General features: G+C 46.7%; 22 protein-coding genes. 1 reads left to right on the top strand and 21 read right to left on the bottom strand.

Features of this window, described 5'->3' with window-relative positions:
- Positions 1 to 15: 15 nt before the first annotated feature.
- From ACYVH9_RS22415 to ACYVH9_RS22405, 3 genes are read right to left on the bottom strand one after another with little or no spacing between them, the layout of a single operon-like run.
- A complete protein-coding gene (locus ACYVH9_RS22415) occupies positions 16 to 273 on the bottom strand; it encodes a hypothetical protein (RefSeq protein WP_460638646.1) in 258 nt (85 codons plus the stop codon).
- A gap of 20 nt (positions 274 to 293) precedes the next feature.
- The gene (locus ACYVH9_RS22410; protein ID WP_460638645.1) at positions 294 to 1,058 is read right to left on the bottom strand and encodes a hypothetical protein; all 765 of its coding nucleotides are present in this window, start codon (positions 1,056 to 1,058) and stop codon (positions 294 to 296) included.
- Complete coding sequence (locus tag ACYVH9_RS22405; protein WP_460638644.1) at positions 1,039 to 2,313, bottom strand: hypothetical protein; 1,275 nt, start codon at positions 2,311 to 2,313, stop codon at positions 1,039 to 1,041. Before ACYVH9_RS22405 ends, ACYVH9_RS22410 begins: the two co-directional genes overlap by 20 nt.
- A gap of 272 nt (positions 2,314 to 2,585) precedes the next feature.
- Here ACYVH9_RS22405 and ACYVH9_RS22400 point away from each other — a divergent pair, with 272 nt between their 5' ends.
- The gene (locus tag ACYVH9_RS22400) at positions 2,586 to 2,999 is read left to right on the top strand and encodes a hypothetical protein (RefSeq protein ID WP_460638643.1); all 414 of its coding nucleotides are present in this window, start codon (positions 2,586 to 2,588) and stop codon (positions 2,997 to 2,999) included.
- Positions 3,000 to 3,112: 113 nt separating this feature from the next.
- Here the strand turns inward: ACYVH9_RS22400 and ACYVH9_RS22395 are convergent, their stop codons facing one another.
- From ACYVH9_RS22395 to ACYVH9_RS22310, 18 genes are all read right to left on the bottom strand, one after another.
- A complete protein-coding gene (locus ACYVH9_RS22395) occupies positions 3,113 to 3,292 on the bottom strand; it encodes a hypothetical protein (protein WP_460638642.1) in 180 nt (59 codons plus the stop codon).
- Between the two features lie 39 nt (positions 3,293 to 3,331).
- Positions 3,332 to 4,270, bottom strand: a complete 939-nt coding sequence (locus ACYVH9_RS22390) for a tyrosine-type recombinase/integrase (RefSeq protein ID WP_460638641.1) — start codon at positions 4,268 to 4,270, stop codon at positions 3,332 to 3,334.
- Between the two features lie 128 nt (positions 4,271 to 4,398).
- Entirely contained in the window at positions 4,399 to 4,821 is a 423-nt protein-coding gene (locus ACYVH9_RS22385) for a hypothetical protein (protein WP_460638640.1), read from the bottom strand.
- Between the two features lie 300 nt (positions 4,822 to 5,121).
- Positions 5,122 to 5,316, bottom strand: a complete 195-nt coding sequence (locus tag ACYVH9_RS22380) for a hypothetical protein (protein WP_460638639.1) — start codon at positions 5,314 to 5,316, stop codon at positions 5,122 to 5,124.
- Positions 5,317 to 5,362: 46 nt separating this feature from the next.
- Complete coding sequence (locus tag ACYVH9_RS22375) at positions 5,363 to 5,566, bottom strand: hypothetical protein (RefSeq protein WP_460638638.1); 204 nt, start codon at positions 5,564 to 5,566, stop codon at positions 5,363 to 5,365.
- A gap of 18 nt (positions 5,567 to 5,584) precedes the next feature.
- Positions 5,585 to 5,827, bottom strand: a complete 243-nt coding sequence (locus ACYVH9_RS22370) for a hypothetical protein (RefSeq protein WP_460638637.1) — start codon at positions 5,825 to 5,827, stop codon at positions 5,585 to 5,587.
- A gap of 170 nt (positions 5,828 to 5,997) precedes the next feature.
- Complete coding sequence (locus ACYVH9_RS22365; RefSeq protein ID WP_460638636.1) at positions 5,998 to 6,282, bottom strand: hypothetical protein; 285 nt, start codon at positions 6,280 to 6,282, stop codon at positions 5,998 to 6,000.
- Between the two features lie 9 nt (positions 6,283 to 6,291).
- A complete protein-coding gene (locus ACYVH9_RS22360) occupies positions 6,292 to 6,687 on the bottom strand; it encodes a hypothetical protein (protein WP_460638635.1) in 396 nt (131 codons plus the stop codon).
- A 694-nt stretch (positions 6,688 to 7,381) separates the two neighbouring features.
- On the bottom strand, positions 7,382 to 7,627 hold the full coding sequence (locus tag ACYVH9_RS22355; RefSeq protein WP_460638634.1) for a hypothetical protein: 246 nt from the start codon (positions 7,625 to 7,627) through the stop codon (positions 7,382 to 7,384).
- A 339-nt stretch (positions 7,628 to 7,966) separates the two neighbouring features.
- Positions 7,967 to 8,245, bottom strand: a complete 279-nt coding sequence (locus ACYVH9_RS22350; RefSeq protein ID WP_460638633.1) for a hypothetical protein — start codon at positions 8,243 to 8,245, stop codon at positions 7,967 to 7,969.
- A 136-nt stretch (positions 8,246 to 8,381) separates the two neighbouring features.
- A complete protein-coding gene (gene dnaN, locus ACYVH9_RS22345; RefSeq protein ID WP_460638632.1) occupies positions 8,382 to 9,578 on the bottom strand; it encodes a DNA polymerase III subunit beta in 1,197 nt (398 codons plus the stop codon).
- Positions 9,579 to 9,802: 224 nt separating this feature from the next.
- Complete coding sequence (locus ACYVH9_RS22340) at positions 9,803 to 10,609, bottom strand: recombination directionality factor (RefSeq protein WP_460638631.1); 807 nt, start codon at positions 10,607 to 10,609, stop codon at positions 9,803 to 9,805.
- 4 nt (positions 10,610 to 10,613) lie between these two features.
- Positions 10,614 to 10,856, bottom strand: a complete 243-nt coding sequence (locus tag ACYVH9_RS22335; protein WP_460638630.1) for a hypothetical protein — start codon at positions 10,854 to 10,856, stop codon at positions 10,614 to 10,616.
- A 10-nt stretch (positions 10,857 to 10,866) separates the two neighbouring features.
- Positions 10,867 to 11,790 carry a hypothetical protein gene (locus ACYVH9_RS22330; RefSeq protein WP_460638629.1) on the bottom strand — a complete coding sequence of 308 codons (924 nt, stop codon included), beginning with the start codon at positions 11,788 to 11,790 and terminating at the stop codon, positions 10,867 to 10,869.
- 1 nt (position 11,791) lies between these two features.
- Complete coding sequence (locus tag ACYVH9_RS22325; RefSeq protein WP_460638628.1) at positions 11,792 to 12,196, bottom strand: hypothetical protein; 405 nt, start codon at positions 12,194 to 12,196, stop codon at positions 11,792 to 11,794.
- A 60-nt stretch (positions 12,197 to 12,256) separates the two neighbouring features.
- Positions 12,257 to 12,673, bottom strand: a complete 417-nt coding sequence (locus tag ACYVH9_RS22320) for a hypothetical protein (protein WP_460638627.1) — start codon at positions 12,671 to 12,673, stop codon at positions 12,257 to 12,259.
- A gap of 105 nt (positions 12,674 to 12,778) precedes the next feature.
- Complete coding sequence (locus tag ACYVH9_RS22315; RefSeq protein WP_460638626.1) at positions 12,779 to 13,138, bottom strand: hypothetical protein; 360 nt, start codon at positions 13,136 to 13,138, stop codon at positions 12,779 to 12,781.
- The gene (locus tag ACYVH9_RS22310) at positions 13,108 to 13,356 is read right to left on the bottom strand and encodes a hypothetical protein (RefSeq protein WP_460638625.1); all 249 of its coding nucleotides are present in this window, start codon (positions 13,354 to 13,356) and stop codon (positions 13,108 to 13,110) included. The genes ACYVH9_RS22315 and ACYVH9_RS22310 overlap by 31 nt, the downstream gene beginning before the upstream one ends.
- Positions 13,357 to 13,370 lie beyond the last annotated feature (14 nt).

Below are 13,370 nucleotides of genomic sequence, written 5' to 3'. Positions count from 1 at the left end.
TTCTGAATCCGAGTGTCATAGTTTTGACCGAAGAAAATCGTGAACGTCGCTTTCAATCAATACCCTGAGATGGGGATACTTCAGCTTTTTAGCCTCCAGCTTGTCAGGAGCCACCAGAATGACGAAGGGCTTTCCATCGTGCATTTCCCCCGTATCGCAGCGCAAATGCTGAGACCGATCCGGTATCGGTTTTTTGTACGTCTCGTTCCGAATCGAGTTGTACAACTTCTGATCCGGGATTTGTCTCTGCTTGATGTTCAAATAGATTCCCATTTTGTTTGAGCATTTTTTGGTTATTGTTCTTGTTCACTGAAAAACTCTTCGGGGGTAATCTCCATCTCGATCAATTCCTTGATCAGCGTTTCGAAAGCGATTTGCTTCGCCTGGCTGTAAATTTGCTTCCAAAGGTCTTGGCCTTCCTCAGCAGAGACAACTCCGTTCGTATCGATGATTTCGGCTAGTGTGCGGGCCTTTTTGTGTTCAGAGCTGTTGCCGGTTGCGCCCATTGTGGCCTTCTCATTCCGCACCATCTGCTTCGCTCGTTGCAGCATTTCAGCTTTCCGTTCCTGCGAAAACGGAATGCGGCCAGCACTGTAAAGCCAGTCATAGAGAAGATTATTCAGGTCGCGGTAGACTTTACCTGCTTTAATCGCGTAATAGGCACTCTCAAACAGGAATTTCCCCTTTTTGTACTGTTCTTCCGGGGTCGGGGGAGCCGTCTCCGGTAAGGCTTTCTGATTCTCGCGCTCTTCCCGGCTCCGCAGAATTCTCAGCGACTCGGCTTCTTCCCGGAGCAGGTTTTTGTAAGCCGACATCACTTTGCCGAACGAACGAGGGTTCAACTCGGCAAACATCTCGAAGCTACCACCGTCGCCATCGGGCAGCCCGCCCTTGATGCCGGTACGGTACGCCAGCAATATCTCTTCTACCTTCAGCGTCGGGTATTCCTGCTGCATAAAGACCACCAGCTTAAACAGGCTCATGTCGTGCTGCTGCTTCATGGCCGGTGCGACTTTGATGCCGAGTAAATCGACCAGCTCATTCAACAAATTCTGCATCTCCGTCAACGATGCCGCCTTCAGGTTCACCCCCTTCTTCTGTGCGGCCAGTAATGAACTGGCTAAAGTCAACGTGTCCTGAGGTTTTATCACCGCCACCGCCTTTGCTGCTGCCACCTGATTTGTTGTTTCGTTTTTCACTGCGTTCAAGATTAGGAATGTAGATGTTTTTGTACGAGTAGGCCATCGTCTGGCCGATATTGAAGAAGGTCTTGGTTTCTCGTAAGATCAGCGTTCCGGCTTTGTTGGGCGTTGACCAGTAATCGAGAAAGTCTTTGTAAAATCCGTCAGGATAGAGGTTCGGATGTTCACGTCGGTACTTGGAGATTTCAATGCGAAGATTTTTAACCTGCTCTTCGATGGTGAGTTTAGGTTTCGACTTTTCGGGCTTCTGCGCCCGGAGCCAGGTGCGAACCAGATTGCGCAGCTCGTCCATGTCGTTGTAGTTCTTGCCCCGGTTCTCTTCGACGTACGGTGCAGTTCGCTCATGCGGCACACCTCGAATCTTCAGCAGCAGGCCGATTTCGTCGGGAGTAATTCGCTGCTGTCCGACCGTGATGTACGGAATCACGGCGTGTGATCCGGGCCGCATCGGGTCAGGCGGTGAAGCCGGTTCCGGTTTCGAGTCGGATTCATTTTCGAGTTGAACGCCAAGATTATTATTAATACTAACATTAAGATTCTTAGAGTTTATATTAATACTATCTCTATTCTCTTTTTTATATATCTCTATAGGCGTTCGCCCTGAAATTTCGGTGGGGCTATTAAAGCTTTCTTTAGTAGGCAATATAACGGTCTGATTTTCAGCAAATTGACAACCTTGACCTATTAAATAATCCTTTAATAGGCTATTAAAACTATCTTTAATAGGTGCGTCAGCTATTAAAACTTTCTTTAATAGGGTGTTAATATTTTCTTTAATAGGTAGCGTGGCTATTAAAGCATTGTTTAATAGGCCAGCGGCCGGAAATTTTTCGGTTTTGATGGCGTTCACGAGTGCTTCGGTGAGCCAGATCGAGCGTTTGTTTCCGGCATCCTTGTCGATGCTTGTGCGAATAAATCCGGCATCTTCCAGTGCACCGATGTTTTTTGAAACCGTCACAAACGAAGTGTTTTCGAGCTTTGCCAGTTCGTTGTTCGACTGCGTGACCGGCCCGCCCGCTTCCAGGCACAGGTTGATCAAAACCCCGCAGAACGCTTTTGCGCTCTCTGAAAGCTGCCGATTTTGTCGCACTATGTCGGGGATGATGATCACTATTACTTGCTACTGAAGGGTTAAAAACGAACCCCTTGCTGGTGTATCCGGTTGGCATTCCGGGGTGCGGACGTGGACGCACACTATACACCAGCAAGGGGAATCTTGCTGTACTAACAGGTTCACGTCGAAAACAAATTAATGGTTGCCAGCCATTTTGCAAATGTATAGTTAGCATTAATATTAACAAACTTTCGACAAGAAAAATTTGCAGGTTATTTCTCCTGCGGATTTACTTATTCGTAGTTTTGACGTTGGACGACTATACCCTTATGAAAAAGATATTCGTAGTTCTCGTTCTGGCCGCTTCGTTTGCTGGATGTAAGAAAGAAGACGCACCCGGCCTCGTTACGAATCCGGCGCAGATCGTATCGGGCAAATACGCGATGACGTATTACAAAGAGGGGCCGTTAGAGATCAACCTGCCCTCGCAAGGCTATTCCGGCGAGTTTGTTTCGACTCGTATTGATGACAATCACATTGATCTTGTGATCACGCTGAAAGACCCGACCGAGAGCGAAACAATTGAGGTAGGTACGCTTGAGCTGAAATCAGCATCGAATACGTCGAATACCTTCAGTCTGATTCAGGACGGCACGGATTACGGCACGATCACCGCGACAGAGATTATGATGAAAGATACGTCGCCGGACGGTACCGTAACCGAAATTCGGGGGAAGCGGTAGCTAGTGACCGCCCAGAAACTTGATAAGAACGACCACCAGAGCGATTCCGGCGAGCATGATTAGTGCAACGTGAAAGCCTTCAGGTGGTCGTATTTTCTTGCGTTGTAGTTTCACTACACTATTTCTCCGTTTAGCTTTTCATAAAGCTTTACCACCCCCGCAATCAGTCGGCTTCTCCCCTGTTTTGCGTTTCGAAACGAAGTCGTGTTTTTATAGCCAAACCAGTTGGCCATATCGTCCTCTGAGATTTCGTGACGCATCCGAATGATTTTGTACTTCTGTTCAGGGGTCATAATTTAGGCTTATCTGCTATGTCTTACAAACATAAGCATTTATCGAAAAAATGGGTGATCAGAAATTGTAATTGCCGACTCCAGGCCGTTCGCCCGAATGTACCGTAAAAATGATTCTTCGGTGCGATGCCCGGTGATGCGTCTAATTTTCATGGCTGGCAAACCAGCCAAAAAAGCGTTCGTCGCGAATGACCGTCTAGCGGTATGTGAACTCATTAGCTCACACTTTTTCTTTTCCTCGTGCTGGAGTTTCCCTAGCTTCGTAAAATTCACCACGACATTCTCTGTCAATTTTGCTGCCTCGGCAATAGCCTTGATATGGCGGTTGAAGTATTGGATACTAGGCAATTGAAGTTTCCATTTACGCTGACTCAGAATTTTTTGAGCCCGTCCAGAAATCGGAATAACAACTTCGTCGCCGGTTTTTTGCATTCGCACCCTGAAAAACTTCCTTTGATCGACCTCATGGATGTAATTAGAGGCCTGGGCTAATACGCGCCTTAAATCGCTATAGCGCAGACCGGTATCGGACTGGATCAGGTATCCATCCCTAACTCGTTCCAGAGCACGATTATTAAGCTCAACTGCCTCCAACTGTTTTAATTCCTCTACAGTGTTGTAGACCTTTGTAGTTAGCTCTTCCGCAATCTGAACTTCATCAGCTGGGAAGGGTATTTTATCGGCTTTGCATTGCGCCCGAAGGATTGATTTGATACGATTAATGCATGTGCAAATCGTATTGTGTCGTAACTCCTGACGGGTCAAATAGCCCTTGAATATATCAAACCAAGCCTCGTCCATGTCGGAGGGGAAAACGACCTGAGTTGAACGCTGATAGGCCGTTAGCCATTTTAAGGCCGTCCAGTAGCTGTCCCGAGTCCGGGTACTATACCGCTTTCCGGTTCTTTTGATCAGGATGGTTCCGTTTTGCATAGCATCAACGCGCTGACGAAAATAATCTAAGAATGCCGTTTCCATTAGAAGAGATTGATTTCGGGCGCAGTATCAAGAAAAAGAATACCTTTGCTCATGGTGATTGTAAAATTTAGAGGTTTTGCGGTCATGTTATTGCCCCGGAAGCCTGCCAGCGACCGGGGCAACTCTTTTTAAGAATCTTGAGAAGTTTCCTCAAATCCCCATCTCAAAGGGTAGCCAGCTTCAGCCCAGGCATCTATCACGGCCTGTTTGTTCAATTTTTGAACCCCATTAACTGTATTAATAGCCCCCGTTGCGGGGTCTCGAACAGTATTAAGTTCAACCTTTACGAACTGGTTCAAAAAGCCTCTGGGAACCTTGACATGGGTGGAAGATTTTTCGGAATAATGACCGGAATCGCGAGCCGTACTTTCTTCTAAAGAAAGGTCAGCGTCACAGTTAGTGCCTGAGATGTAGCCCGATACAACATCAGCCGATAGACTAGGCACCTCTAATTCACTCCGAACTCGATCAATAAAGTTTATGCCTGGGTTTTCTGAGGGCAATTCAATGGCATAGCCCGGATGCGATGAGAAGTAAGTTGTAAATTTCATGGGATAGCCCGTTTTGCCGATAGCGCAGCGTTAGAGGTTTTGCGTTACGAGTCTGCCAACTCGTTCGGTCGCTTAACCGATGAACAAATATATAAGACATATCTTTATAATGCAAGACATATCTTATAATTTTAGAAAAATATTTTTCGAATTGATGTTTTTTCGACTTTTCTCGCTTCATTGTAGAAGTTTTTGAATCGTACCGCCCGGAATTGAAATTCCCAATCCATAAAATTGGCCCATCCAAAGCCGAACAAAAAAGCCCAGCTGTAGACTGGGCTTTTTTGTATGTTAAAAACACTACATTTCCTCGATAACTCTATTTAATTTTTGTACCAATTCCTGAGCTTGTTCTTTTGAGAACTCTATTGTAGAGCTTCCCCAAGCTGCAACCGCAATTACAACTACTTTTTTTTCGTTTTCTGGCCTTTCCTCGTCACTTCCATTGTGAATGTAGACCTGGCTGGCTTTTTGACCTTTCTGAATGAATATCATACGATTGTTAGAATACGGGTTCATAGCTATGAAATGACTCGTTGAATTAATTGAGAATGGTTAGAGTTCCGTCATCATTTAGAATGGCTTCATATTCTTCAGATTCATCAAGGATTCCAACAACGTAGTCGCATAGAGTTTCTTTATCACCTACATAAGAGTAGTAGTCTCGGATGGTATAGGATTTCGTTCGAACATCGTAGGCAACCCCATCATTTATGCTTACAATTACGTGCTCTGTTGATTCCATTTTCGGAAGTTTTTGTTTTTAGTGTTCTCTATCTAAGAGCCAGTTTAGCGAATCTAGTTCGCCGGACAATTGCCCCTGTGCAAACGAATTGTGTGGAGCTTCGGCGAGTTCTGTTCTTAGCTCTTCAATTCGATCCTCAACCTCTTCGAACTTGTTAACTAGCTTATCTGCAACTGCGTACAGCATATGCTCTTGCATTGTCGTATCATGCACTCCGAAGTAAGCACGAAGCTCTTTTAGATCACTTAATGTTATTTTCATCTGTATCTAAAGGGTTTTATCAAATGATGGTGATGTTAAAAAGTCGCAGACAAACCGAATAGCCGAAAATAAACTTGCCTATGTATCCATTCCTTCGACTAAACAAGCATTTATTCTTCGGCTTGATTGATAGCCAGAACGGTTTTTGGTTTCCCATTTCATTCGGACGATTAGTTTCTTGGATTGTCGTATCGAACCCGTAGCTTTTCGATGTACTCCAGAAGCGATTCGCGGGTATTTTCTTCATCCTCGTTCTGCTCAATGAACGCTTCGGTGTTGCAGAACGGGCAGGGCTCTTCACCACCACCGTACAGGTTGCCGTTATTGTCACAATGGTCTAAGTCCCAGAGCCATCCATCGATACAGGTTGCGTCTGGGTATGATGCGCCGAAATATGGAAATTCCGGGCATGAGTTCACCTTTTGGGTTTCGGTGTTTTTGTTTTCAGTTTCCATTTCGGACGATTAGTTACTTGATTGAAACTGTTCGAAGTAGAATATAACCGGCTTTTCAATTTCCTGAATAAAACCGTACCGCTTTGCGATTTTGTACTGTGTTGAATCCCGATTCAGGGAGGTGAGAAAGCCGCTAATCAGCCGACGAAAATCTTCAAGGCTCATGCTGTGCTTATTGATGTTGCAGGATGGGCAGGCTGGCATCTGATTATCGATATTCAGCCGTTCAGGGTGCCTGAATGTGCCGTCGTGGACAAATTTCCCCTTCTTGCGGTCGTAGCGGTGATTTCGCACACAGGGTAATAGCTCGTCCACGTGCCAGTTTTTCGGCAAGTCACAACCGCAGTACGCGCACTTGCCGCCGAACTTGCTGAAAATCATTTCGCGATCTTTCTTAGTTGCCATTTTCGGACGTTATTTAGATTGGTGCTTCTCGACAATTTTCCATGCCTTTTCTTTGATCCAAATAAGGCCACTTGGACTCCATTTCGTTAGGATTAGGTTGTTAATTCGGACCACCTCGGAATCGGTGCCACGCCAGATCAAATCGACATAGAAGGGAATAATGTCTTTTCTGGTCAGTTTGCTTACGTCGGTAAGCTCAGTATGATGTACTGCTCCCATGTTGTTTTTCGGACGGTTTATTTACTTCTTTTTCGTTGATTGTTGATTCGCTCCTTTTCCTTGAGTTTGTTTTTCGGTTGCTTGTTAAGCTCAGTTACCTTCATCTGTTCAAGCATAGCGTCGATGGCCTTATACATCTTTCGTCGTTTACTAGCTATTGTCATGATTCGGACGATTGTTAGATGGTAAATTGTCAATTTGATTTCTTCTCCTATTTTTGCGACGCCTTGCAAGGCACAGGTCAGGGGAGTCTGGCCGCAAAGGGTCAGCCGAAATGCTGACTTTTTTGTTTTCAGACAAGCTATTTACTGAATTTGTCATATTATACGTCTGAAAAGTTCTATATACGTTGAAAAATTATACATCTATTTTTCAGACGTTTTTGTGATTTGAATTTGATATTTTTGTGATGGAAACGTAAATGGCAGCGTCGTTGGCCCGGTAGCTTATACCGGGCTTTTTTGTTTTCGGACGATTAGTTTACTGTTTTAGGAACGGGACATAGATTGCCTTCCTCGCTTACCGCGATGTCGCAGTCGGTAGGCTCAAAATCGTTTTCCGCAACCAAATCTTTGAGGAAGACCAAACTATTTCTGATTCCGATAAGTGTCTCAAAATCGTTGTATGCGTCAAGACGTTCGCCCCCTGCCACTTTAATTTGAAGTCGCTGAATTTCAAAATACAGACGATCTGTCTGACGTTGGATGTGATGTGCTACCATTTTCGGACGATTAATTTTCTGGATTAGATGAATAGGAATTGTAGTCTGCCTTAGACAATTCCATGATATTCAGAATTACTACCTGATTCGGTCGGTAGAGTTGCCCATCTGTTGCATGCTCCTGTAAAAATGTCCGTCGTGGAAATTTGCCGAGAACATTCATGGTCGTAAAACAGCCAAATCCAGAAGGATGAGCGAAGGAGGTTAGGAAGAATCGTGTCTCTGGGGGAAGTTCGGGTTCTTGACTAGATATGGTTTCCATAAAACGTGTGAAAAATATTTGTGAAAAAATGTGACCAATACGGCAAAAGCGTATCCTAATAGAGAAAGGGACGGTTGTTAAACTGCAAGAAATAAGCCTTTCGGATGATGGATGATTCGGGCGTAGTTGTCGCCAACTGCAAACTGAGTTTCGGTTTCGCGAGTCACCTTATAGATTTTCCCGATGGTAAGGCCGTCATTGTACTGCCCGTCGCCCTTGTCGATACACATGACGTACTTATCGCCAGAATTGTACGAGGTCAACACACGGCTAATGTCACGCATCAAAACAGCGTTGGAAGAATTGAGATGAGTCAATTCAAGTTGACTCTTTTTAAGAAGGTCGATTAAGTTCATAAAACGTGTGATTAAAAAAGAGTTGAAGAATTATCGATGTGGAATTAGTCGGAAAGCTTGAAACTCAGTGCAGCTATCAAAGTGCGGAAAACGGCGGATGATGCACTGGAATTAATAGACTGGCTTCGACGCCGGTCTAAATACAAATAGGCATTGTCAGATAAAGCTCATTTTCGGATGCTTCACCGGATTTTTCGACCGGACGAACAACAGCAGCACTATTGCTCCGGATCAAATCAAACTGAATGTATTTGCTACGAATTGCCTTGATGGTTGATAATAGAAACCTCCCATTGAAGGCCATTTGAGTAGGTAAATCCCCGGTCGCCTCGTACTCGAAATATTCCTCGACCTGATAGCCCATATGCTGGTTTGAGCTGCTAATAATGAGCAAGGGATCGGTTGAAAAAGTGAAAAGCACCTGATTCATGCTGCCCGAATCGGAGAAGGTTGTTGCCTGAGTGAGCGCATAGATTAACTCGGTTCGCTCAATTCGGGCAGTCGAAAGGTTCAGCGCCGGAATGGCATTGTTGAAGTCAGGATAACGCTCATCCGTAAGTCGAAACACAAGGCGTTTCATGCCAGTATCGAGCACGGCCACATTCTTGTGAAACTCAATGTAGCACATCGTTAGCGACTTAATGACCGACGCGAGTAGTTTTCCGGCTTTTCGCGGCACAATGACACCGAACGGTTTACCATCATAATCACCCTCCAGTTTGGTCAGCCGGTGCCCATCAGTCGCAACGACCTGTAGCTTATTCTCGGTTGCTCCGATATACACTCCGCACATAGCGGGCCGCAGATCGTCCGTCGTGGTGAACGGAATGGCGATTTCAAGCATTCGACGCAAATCCTGCGCGTTAAAAGAAAGCCCAACTTTTTCCGATCTGCCCGGCCCTGGAATAGACAATTCCCCCTCCTTCGGTTCTGGAATTTTGGGGTAATCCGCTGGGTTGTTCAGGTTGTAAACGAAGTACTTGCCGCGCTGTGCCTCGATTTGCAATTGATTGTTCTTGATAATCAATGAGATCGGCTGTTCTGGCAGGCTTTTTACTACTTTATTCAAGTAGTTGAAGTTGATCAGGAACTTCTTTCCGGCATCGGCGGGGTCGGTCATGGCCGCAACCGTAATGGCTAAATGGTTTTGCAAGTCCATCGCCGAAATGGTAACCGTATCTGCTTCTCCGACGATAAAGAAGATGTCGTCCAGAATCGGAACAACCGGATTTCTGGCTTTGACGGCCTTTAGTTCGGTCAGAACGTTGGAAAGTACCCGGCTGCTGATAATAACCAGTACGGAGGTGTCGATTGTTGTTTCAGTTGTCGTCATTTTGTTTGAGTTGATTGTTTGAAATTTGAAAGATTAAATCCCGGTGTGAGCTGGCCTTTTCAAGTAGCGTCTCCATCTGATTGCTTTCTTTATGCGTTGGCAGCTGTCGCTCTTTCCACGAGATCAAGCTACACCACGGACGGACTATTTTTAGAGTTTGATCCTTGTCGGCATGCAGCGTGAGAATGTGGTATTTGTCGTGTCTGTCAACCCCCGCTATGGTGCTATTCAGTTCCATCGCCCAGGAGCAATCCAGTGCCTTTTGAGAGGTCTGACAACGCTAGCCTGGCCTGATTGACTTCGGGGTGCTGTTGCAGGTATTCGGAGATTTTCAGGCCGGTTTCGAGCGAGAATTGCGGGATCAGGTCAACAACCGGATAGTGCTTCACGGCCCCCGGATTGTTCGATTTGACCTTCTTGATCGTCAACAGAAGCGGAAAGAACCGGATCGAACCAAGTGTCTGAAGGCAGTTGTCGAACATATCCCGCAGGTTTGGAATGCTGGTTTTGCTGCCTTTGGTAGTAAACTGCCAGTAGCCCAGTACTGGAATGTCTTTGATCACAAACCGAATCGTCAGCACCTGCGTCCATTTGATGGCTTCGGCCTGCCGAGCCGATAAGTTCAATTTTAAGAACTCTTCCGTCGCGGCCATAATATCGGGCCGCTCTGCCGTCGTTACTTGCGTGTAGTCACCTTTCCGGACGTTCCAGATGTAGAATGTAGCGCCGTCGCCGTACCCGTACAGCTTGCCTTGCTCGTTACGGATTTCGAGCCGTTCGGAACATACCTCGTTGAAGTCGTCCGAATAGAAGAAGATCGGCAGTTCGGTCGGCTTTTCACCGTACAACCCCGTTACTCTTTGCGCGAATCGACTCCGAACGATGAAGTAATCCGTCGAGCGCGGAAAACCTCGCTCTGGGTCTTTCTCGCCGTTTGAAATGCGCCCTACTTCGGTCAATGTGCGCTTTTTTGCGGGTGCTACTGCGTCTGTCTTAGCCTGTGCCTGTAATGCTTCTTGATTAATTCTCATGGCTTTAGAATTTTTGGGGTTCTGGATGTTTCGGCTCTGGCCGGAAGTCTTTGATCGGAATCGCCCGGAAGCTGCCGTACTGCTTCTCGGCGTTGTAGCAGTAGAAGGATTTGCCCGAATCGGTGAAGCGGTAGATTTTGCAGCCGATCCACTCATTGCGGGTCCATGCCCAGTGGATGTCTCCGATTTTAGGCACAACTGTGGGCTTTTCCGATCTCGGAAAGAGGTCTGTTTGTTCGGATTTCATGGAATTGAGATTAGACGGCTACGGCATCGGACATGCCTAAAACCCGGTGGTGGTCGGCGATTGATCGGCCCGGGCGAATCGTTCCGTCGAAGTGATGAACTAACTTGTTTTCTAGCTCGCCCTTGTAGAGTGCGTTGTAGATGGCAAGGAAATGATCAATCAACGCTGGTGTATATACGTTCTTCTTCGACTGGTTGACCAGCGTGTACGTTGGTGAGTCTTTAAAATCCTTCGGCGCCCACGACCAGCATTCGTCAATTTCCAGATGCGGGAAGTTTTCCTCGAAAAGGATCTGATTGATGGCGAGCTGAAACTTAGCTGAATCGTGAATGCCTCCGCTTTTGAAGTCGATGTTAACCAGCTTCCGAACACCTTTCACGGTCGCATAGGCCACCAGATCAAGACACCCCGCAATTCCGAGTTCGTCGCTGGCCAACATTCCTTCGATCAACACCGGCTGAATATCGAACTCTTCGCAAAACGTCGCGTAGCTGGCAATTGCTTTGTTTAGTCGCTTCGCCCAGGCACCGATTAAGGCCTGTTTTAGCTGGTATCCCAAGCTTTTCAGGTAATCAGTAACAACAATGGTTGTTTTGCTGAAATCGAATCCCTTCAGGTGGTAATCCGCAAAGCAGATGTGCATGAGCGTTCCGAAGTCGGCGGCTTCATCACGCAGGATATCCGCTTTTTCGCCGTGCTTTTTCATCCACTCGATCAGGTGCGGAGATGTCGGCATGACCTTCTTAATGAACGAGGTGGTCGAAATGTAGAATGTCGCCATACCGTGCTCAACCGTGTAGTAATACCGACTGTCGAGCGAATCTATTCGGCGGATCAGCCGCGGCTGAACAAGTAGAACCTCCGCGTCGGCGAAGATGTAAAGCAGGTTATCTATTGCGTCCTGCTCCGTGAAAGGCTTATCGTTAACGACCATTTTAGCAGAAGGCAATCAGCGTGAACAACAGGAAAAGCAGGATTCCGATCGGAAAGAGAACGTTTTCGATAAACTCAACGAACGGCTTTTTCTTCTCAAATTCCGGGTCCTTGAAGCAGGTGTTAAACACTCCGCGACGAATATCCGAACGCAGCTCCAGTTCGTTTTTGTAGTGGTACGTCAAACCCGTTGGGCGAATGTACCGCATCCACCGGCATTGTTCAGCGAATGTCCAGTCGCCCGTAAAGGTAAAGTCTTCCAGAACGAGCGACACCCCGAATTTATCGCGTTGTTCGTAGTCCTGGTAAAGCTCACAAACGACGCCCCGTTTGTAGTTAAAAGAAGGGTGATTGATTTCGATCAGGTCGCCGACCTTCAATTCGCGGTCTAATTGCATGGTTGCCATCTTGGTAAGGAAGTTTGGAATGTGAGTGAGAGCCGCCGATTAGCGGCTCAGTGAGGTGTTTTATGAGCGGGCAAAAGCGCCGTGAATAATTCGGCCGGCAGCCTCAATTACGGCTGCTGAGTGCTCCGGGCGTTCTTCGTTACAACTCCGTACGGCCCGGCGAACCGTTGAGCGAAACGCCCGTTCGTTAGCGCCCGATGCTGTCCGGCAACCGGCCATGATTCGTCCTATAATCTCTTTGTCGGTCTGGCCGAAGTGAACGACGGCTCTATCAATTCCCTCGCCGACTGCCTCCCCTTCTTCGGAAAGAATTGCGATTTCGGCGTACTTGTCGGTAAACTCAATAATGTCTGCCGAGTCGATCTCCATACCTTCTGCGCTGGCTTCGTTCAGTGCGTATTTGATCAGGTCACGAACGCGACGCAGCGAGAAAACCGTGTACTCGCGCGAGTCTAGAGAAATGCCTACCTTTGTCATAGTTATATTTTGTTTGAGTATTGCTTAATACTGGCTGTCTCATGGCGGTCAGTATTTTTATTACCCTTCAAAGTTAATATTAATATTAACAATGGCGCAACAAAATTAACTATTTTTTTTCGATGATATTAACAAATTGAGCCTGCGGTGGATTTCGTCTTTGCTGGTGGAGCGGTCCTGTAGATACCGTTCGCACGACCGCAGACTATAACGCGGTTTGCTGCCGACCGTCGAATGTTCGATCTCGTTTGCTTTGTGCAGCGCCCAGAGCTTAGTAGGGCCGCATTGTAAATAGTCCATGGCCTGCGAGCGGGTGAGCCACTGCGGGGTATTCTCCGTGCGGATTGCCTGAATATCCTTTTCGAGGGCCGCGACCTGATCTAAAAGCCTCTGAAACAATTCATAAGGCACAATCACAACCGGCTGTGCGGTGCTTAATTCTTGGGTAGAAAGTCCTGCTGCCATTGCTTTAACTCGTTAATCTCGTTTTGAATTTCAATGAGTAATAGTTCCCCCTGGGCAATCATGGCCTCGCAAATCCGGCGCTTCGTTGCCGCCTTCTCGTTGTTGGCCGACCGGCAGAACTTCGAAACCGTCTGGTAACTCGCTCCCGCCTGTTGAGCAATTACGCCGAAACCTAAAATCTTGCCCAGTGGCAAAAAATTCTGCGCTACTTTTTTCATAAAAACATTAACGT

Source organism: Larkinella harenae, assembly GCF_054780515.1.
This window is presented reverse-complemented; position numbering and strand designations above follow the sequence as displayed.

Excerpts from the sequence above, each read along its gene's own strand:
- ACYVH9_RS22415 (WP_460638646.1), bottom strand. The coding sequence starts at position 273 with ATGGGAATCTATTTGAACATCAAGCAGAGACAAATCCCGGATCAGAAG.
- ACYVH9_RS22410 (WP_460638645.1), bottom strand. The coding sequence starts at position 1,058 with ATGCAGAATTTGTTGAATGAGCTGGTCGATTTACTCGGCATCAAAGTC.
- ACYVH9_RS22400 (WP_460638643.1), top strand. The coding sequence starts at position 2,586 with ATGAAAAAGATATTCGTAGTTCTCGTTCTGGCCGCTTCGTTTGCTGGA.
- ACYVH9_RS22395 (WP_460638642.1), bottom strand. The coding sequence starts at position 3,292 with ATGACCCCTGAACAGAAGTACAAAATCATTCGGATGCGTCACGAAATC.
- ACYVH9_RS22390 (WP_460638641.1), bottom strand. The coding sequence starts at position 4,270 with ATGGAAACGGCATTCTTAGATTATTTTCGTCAGCGCGTTGATGCTATG.
- ACYVH9_RS22385 (WP_460638640.1), bottom strand. The coding sequence starts at position 4,821 with ATGAAATTTACAACTTACTTCTCATCGCATCCGGGCTATGCCATTGAA.
- ACYVH9_RS22380 (WP_460638639.1), bottom strand. The coding sequence starts at position 5,316 with ATGATATTCATTCAGAAAGGTCAAAAAGCCAGCCAGGTCTACATTCAC.
- ACYVH9_RS22375 (WP_460638638.1), bottom strand. The coding sequence starts at position 5,566 with ATGGAATCAACAGAGCACGTAATTGTAAGCATAAATGATGGGGTTGCC.
- ACYVH9_RS22370 (WP_460638637.1), bottom strand. The coding sequence starts at position 5,827 with ATGAAAATAACATTAAGTGATCTAAAAGAGCTTCGTGCTTACTTCGGA.
- ACYVH9_RS22365 (WP_460638636.1), bottom strand. The coding sequence starts at position 6,282 with ATGGAAACTGAAAACAAAAACACCGAAACCCAAAAGGTGAACTCATGC.
- ACYVH9_RS22360 (WP_460638635.1), bottom strand. The coding sequence starts at position 6,687 with ATGGCAACTAAGAAAGATCGCGAAATGATTTTCAGCAAGTTCGGCGGC.
- ACYVH9_RS22355 (WP_460638634.1), bottom strand. The coding sequence starts at position 7,627 with ATGGTAGCACATCACATCCAACGTCAGACAGATCGTCTGTATTTTGAA.
- ACYVH9_RS22350 (WP_460638633.1), bottom strand. The coding sequence starts at position 8,245 with ATGAACTTAATCGACCTTCTTAAAAAGAGTCAACTTGAATTGACTCAT.
- dnaN (WP_460638632.1), bottom strand. The coding sequence starts at position 9,578 with ATGACGACAACTGAAACAACAATCGACACCTCCGTACTGGTTATTATC.
- ACYVH9_RS22340 (WP_460638631.1), bottom strand. The coding sequence starts at position 10,609 with ATGAGAATTAATCAAGAAGCATTACAGGCACAGGCTAAGACAGACGCA.
- ACYVH9_RS22335 (WP_460638630.1), bottom strand. The coding sequence starts at position 10,856 with ATGAAATCCGAACAAACAGACCTCTTTCCGAGATCGGAAAAGCCCACA.
- ACYVH9_RS22330 (WP_460638629.1), bottom strand. The coding sequence starts at position 11,790 with ATGGTCGTTAACGATAAGCCTTTCACGGAGCAGGACGCAATAGATAAC.
- ACYVH9_RS22325 (WP_460638628.1), bottom strand. The coding sequence starts at position 12,196 with ATGGCAACCATGCAATTAGACCGCGAATTGAAGGTCGGCGACCTGATC.
- ACYVH9_RS22320 (WP_460638627.1), bottom strand. The coding sequence starts at position 12,673 with ATGACAAAGGTAGGCATTTCTCTAGACTCGCGCGAGTACACGGTTTTC.
- ACYVH9_RS22315 (WP_460638626.1), bottom strand. The coding sequence starts at position 13,138 with ATGGCAGCAGGACTTTCTACCCAAGAATTAAGCACCGCACAGCCGGTT.
- ACYVH9_RS22310 (WP_460638625.1), bottom strand. The coding sequence starts at position 13,356 with ATGAAAAAAGTAGCGCAGAATTTTTTGCCACTGGGCAAGATTTTAGGT.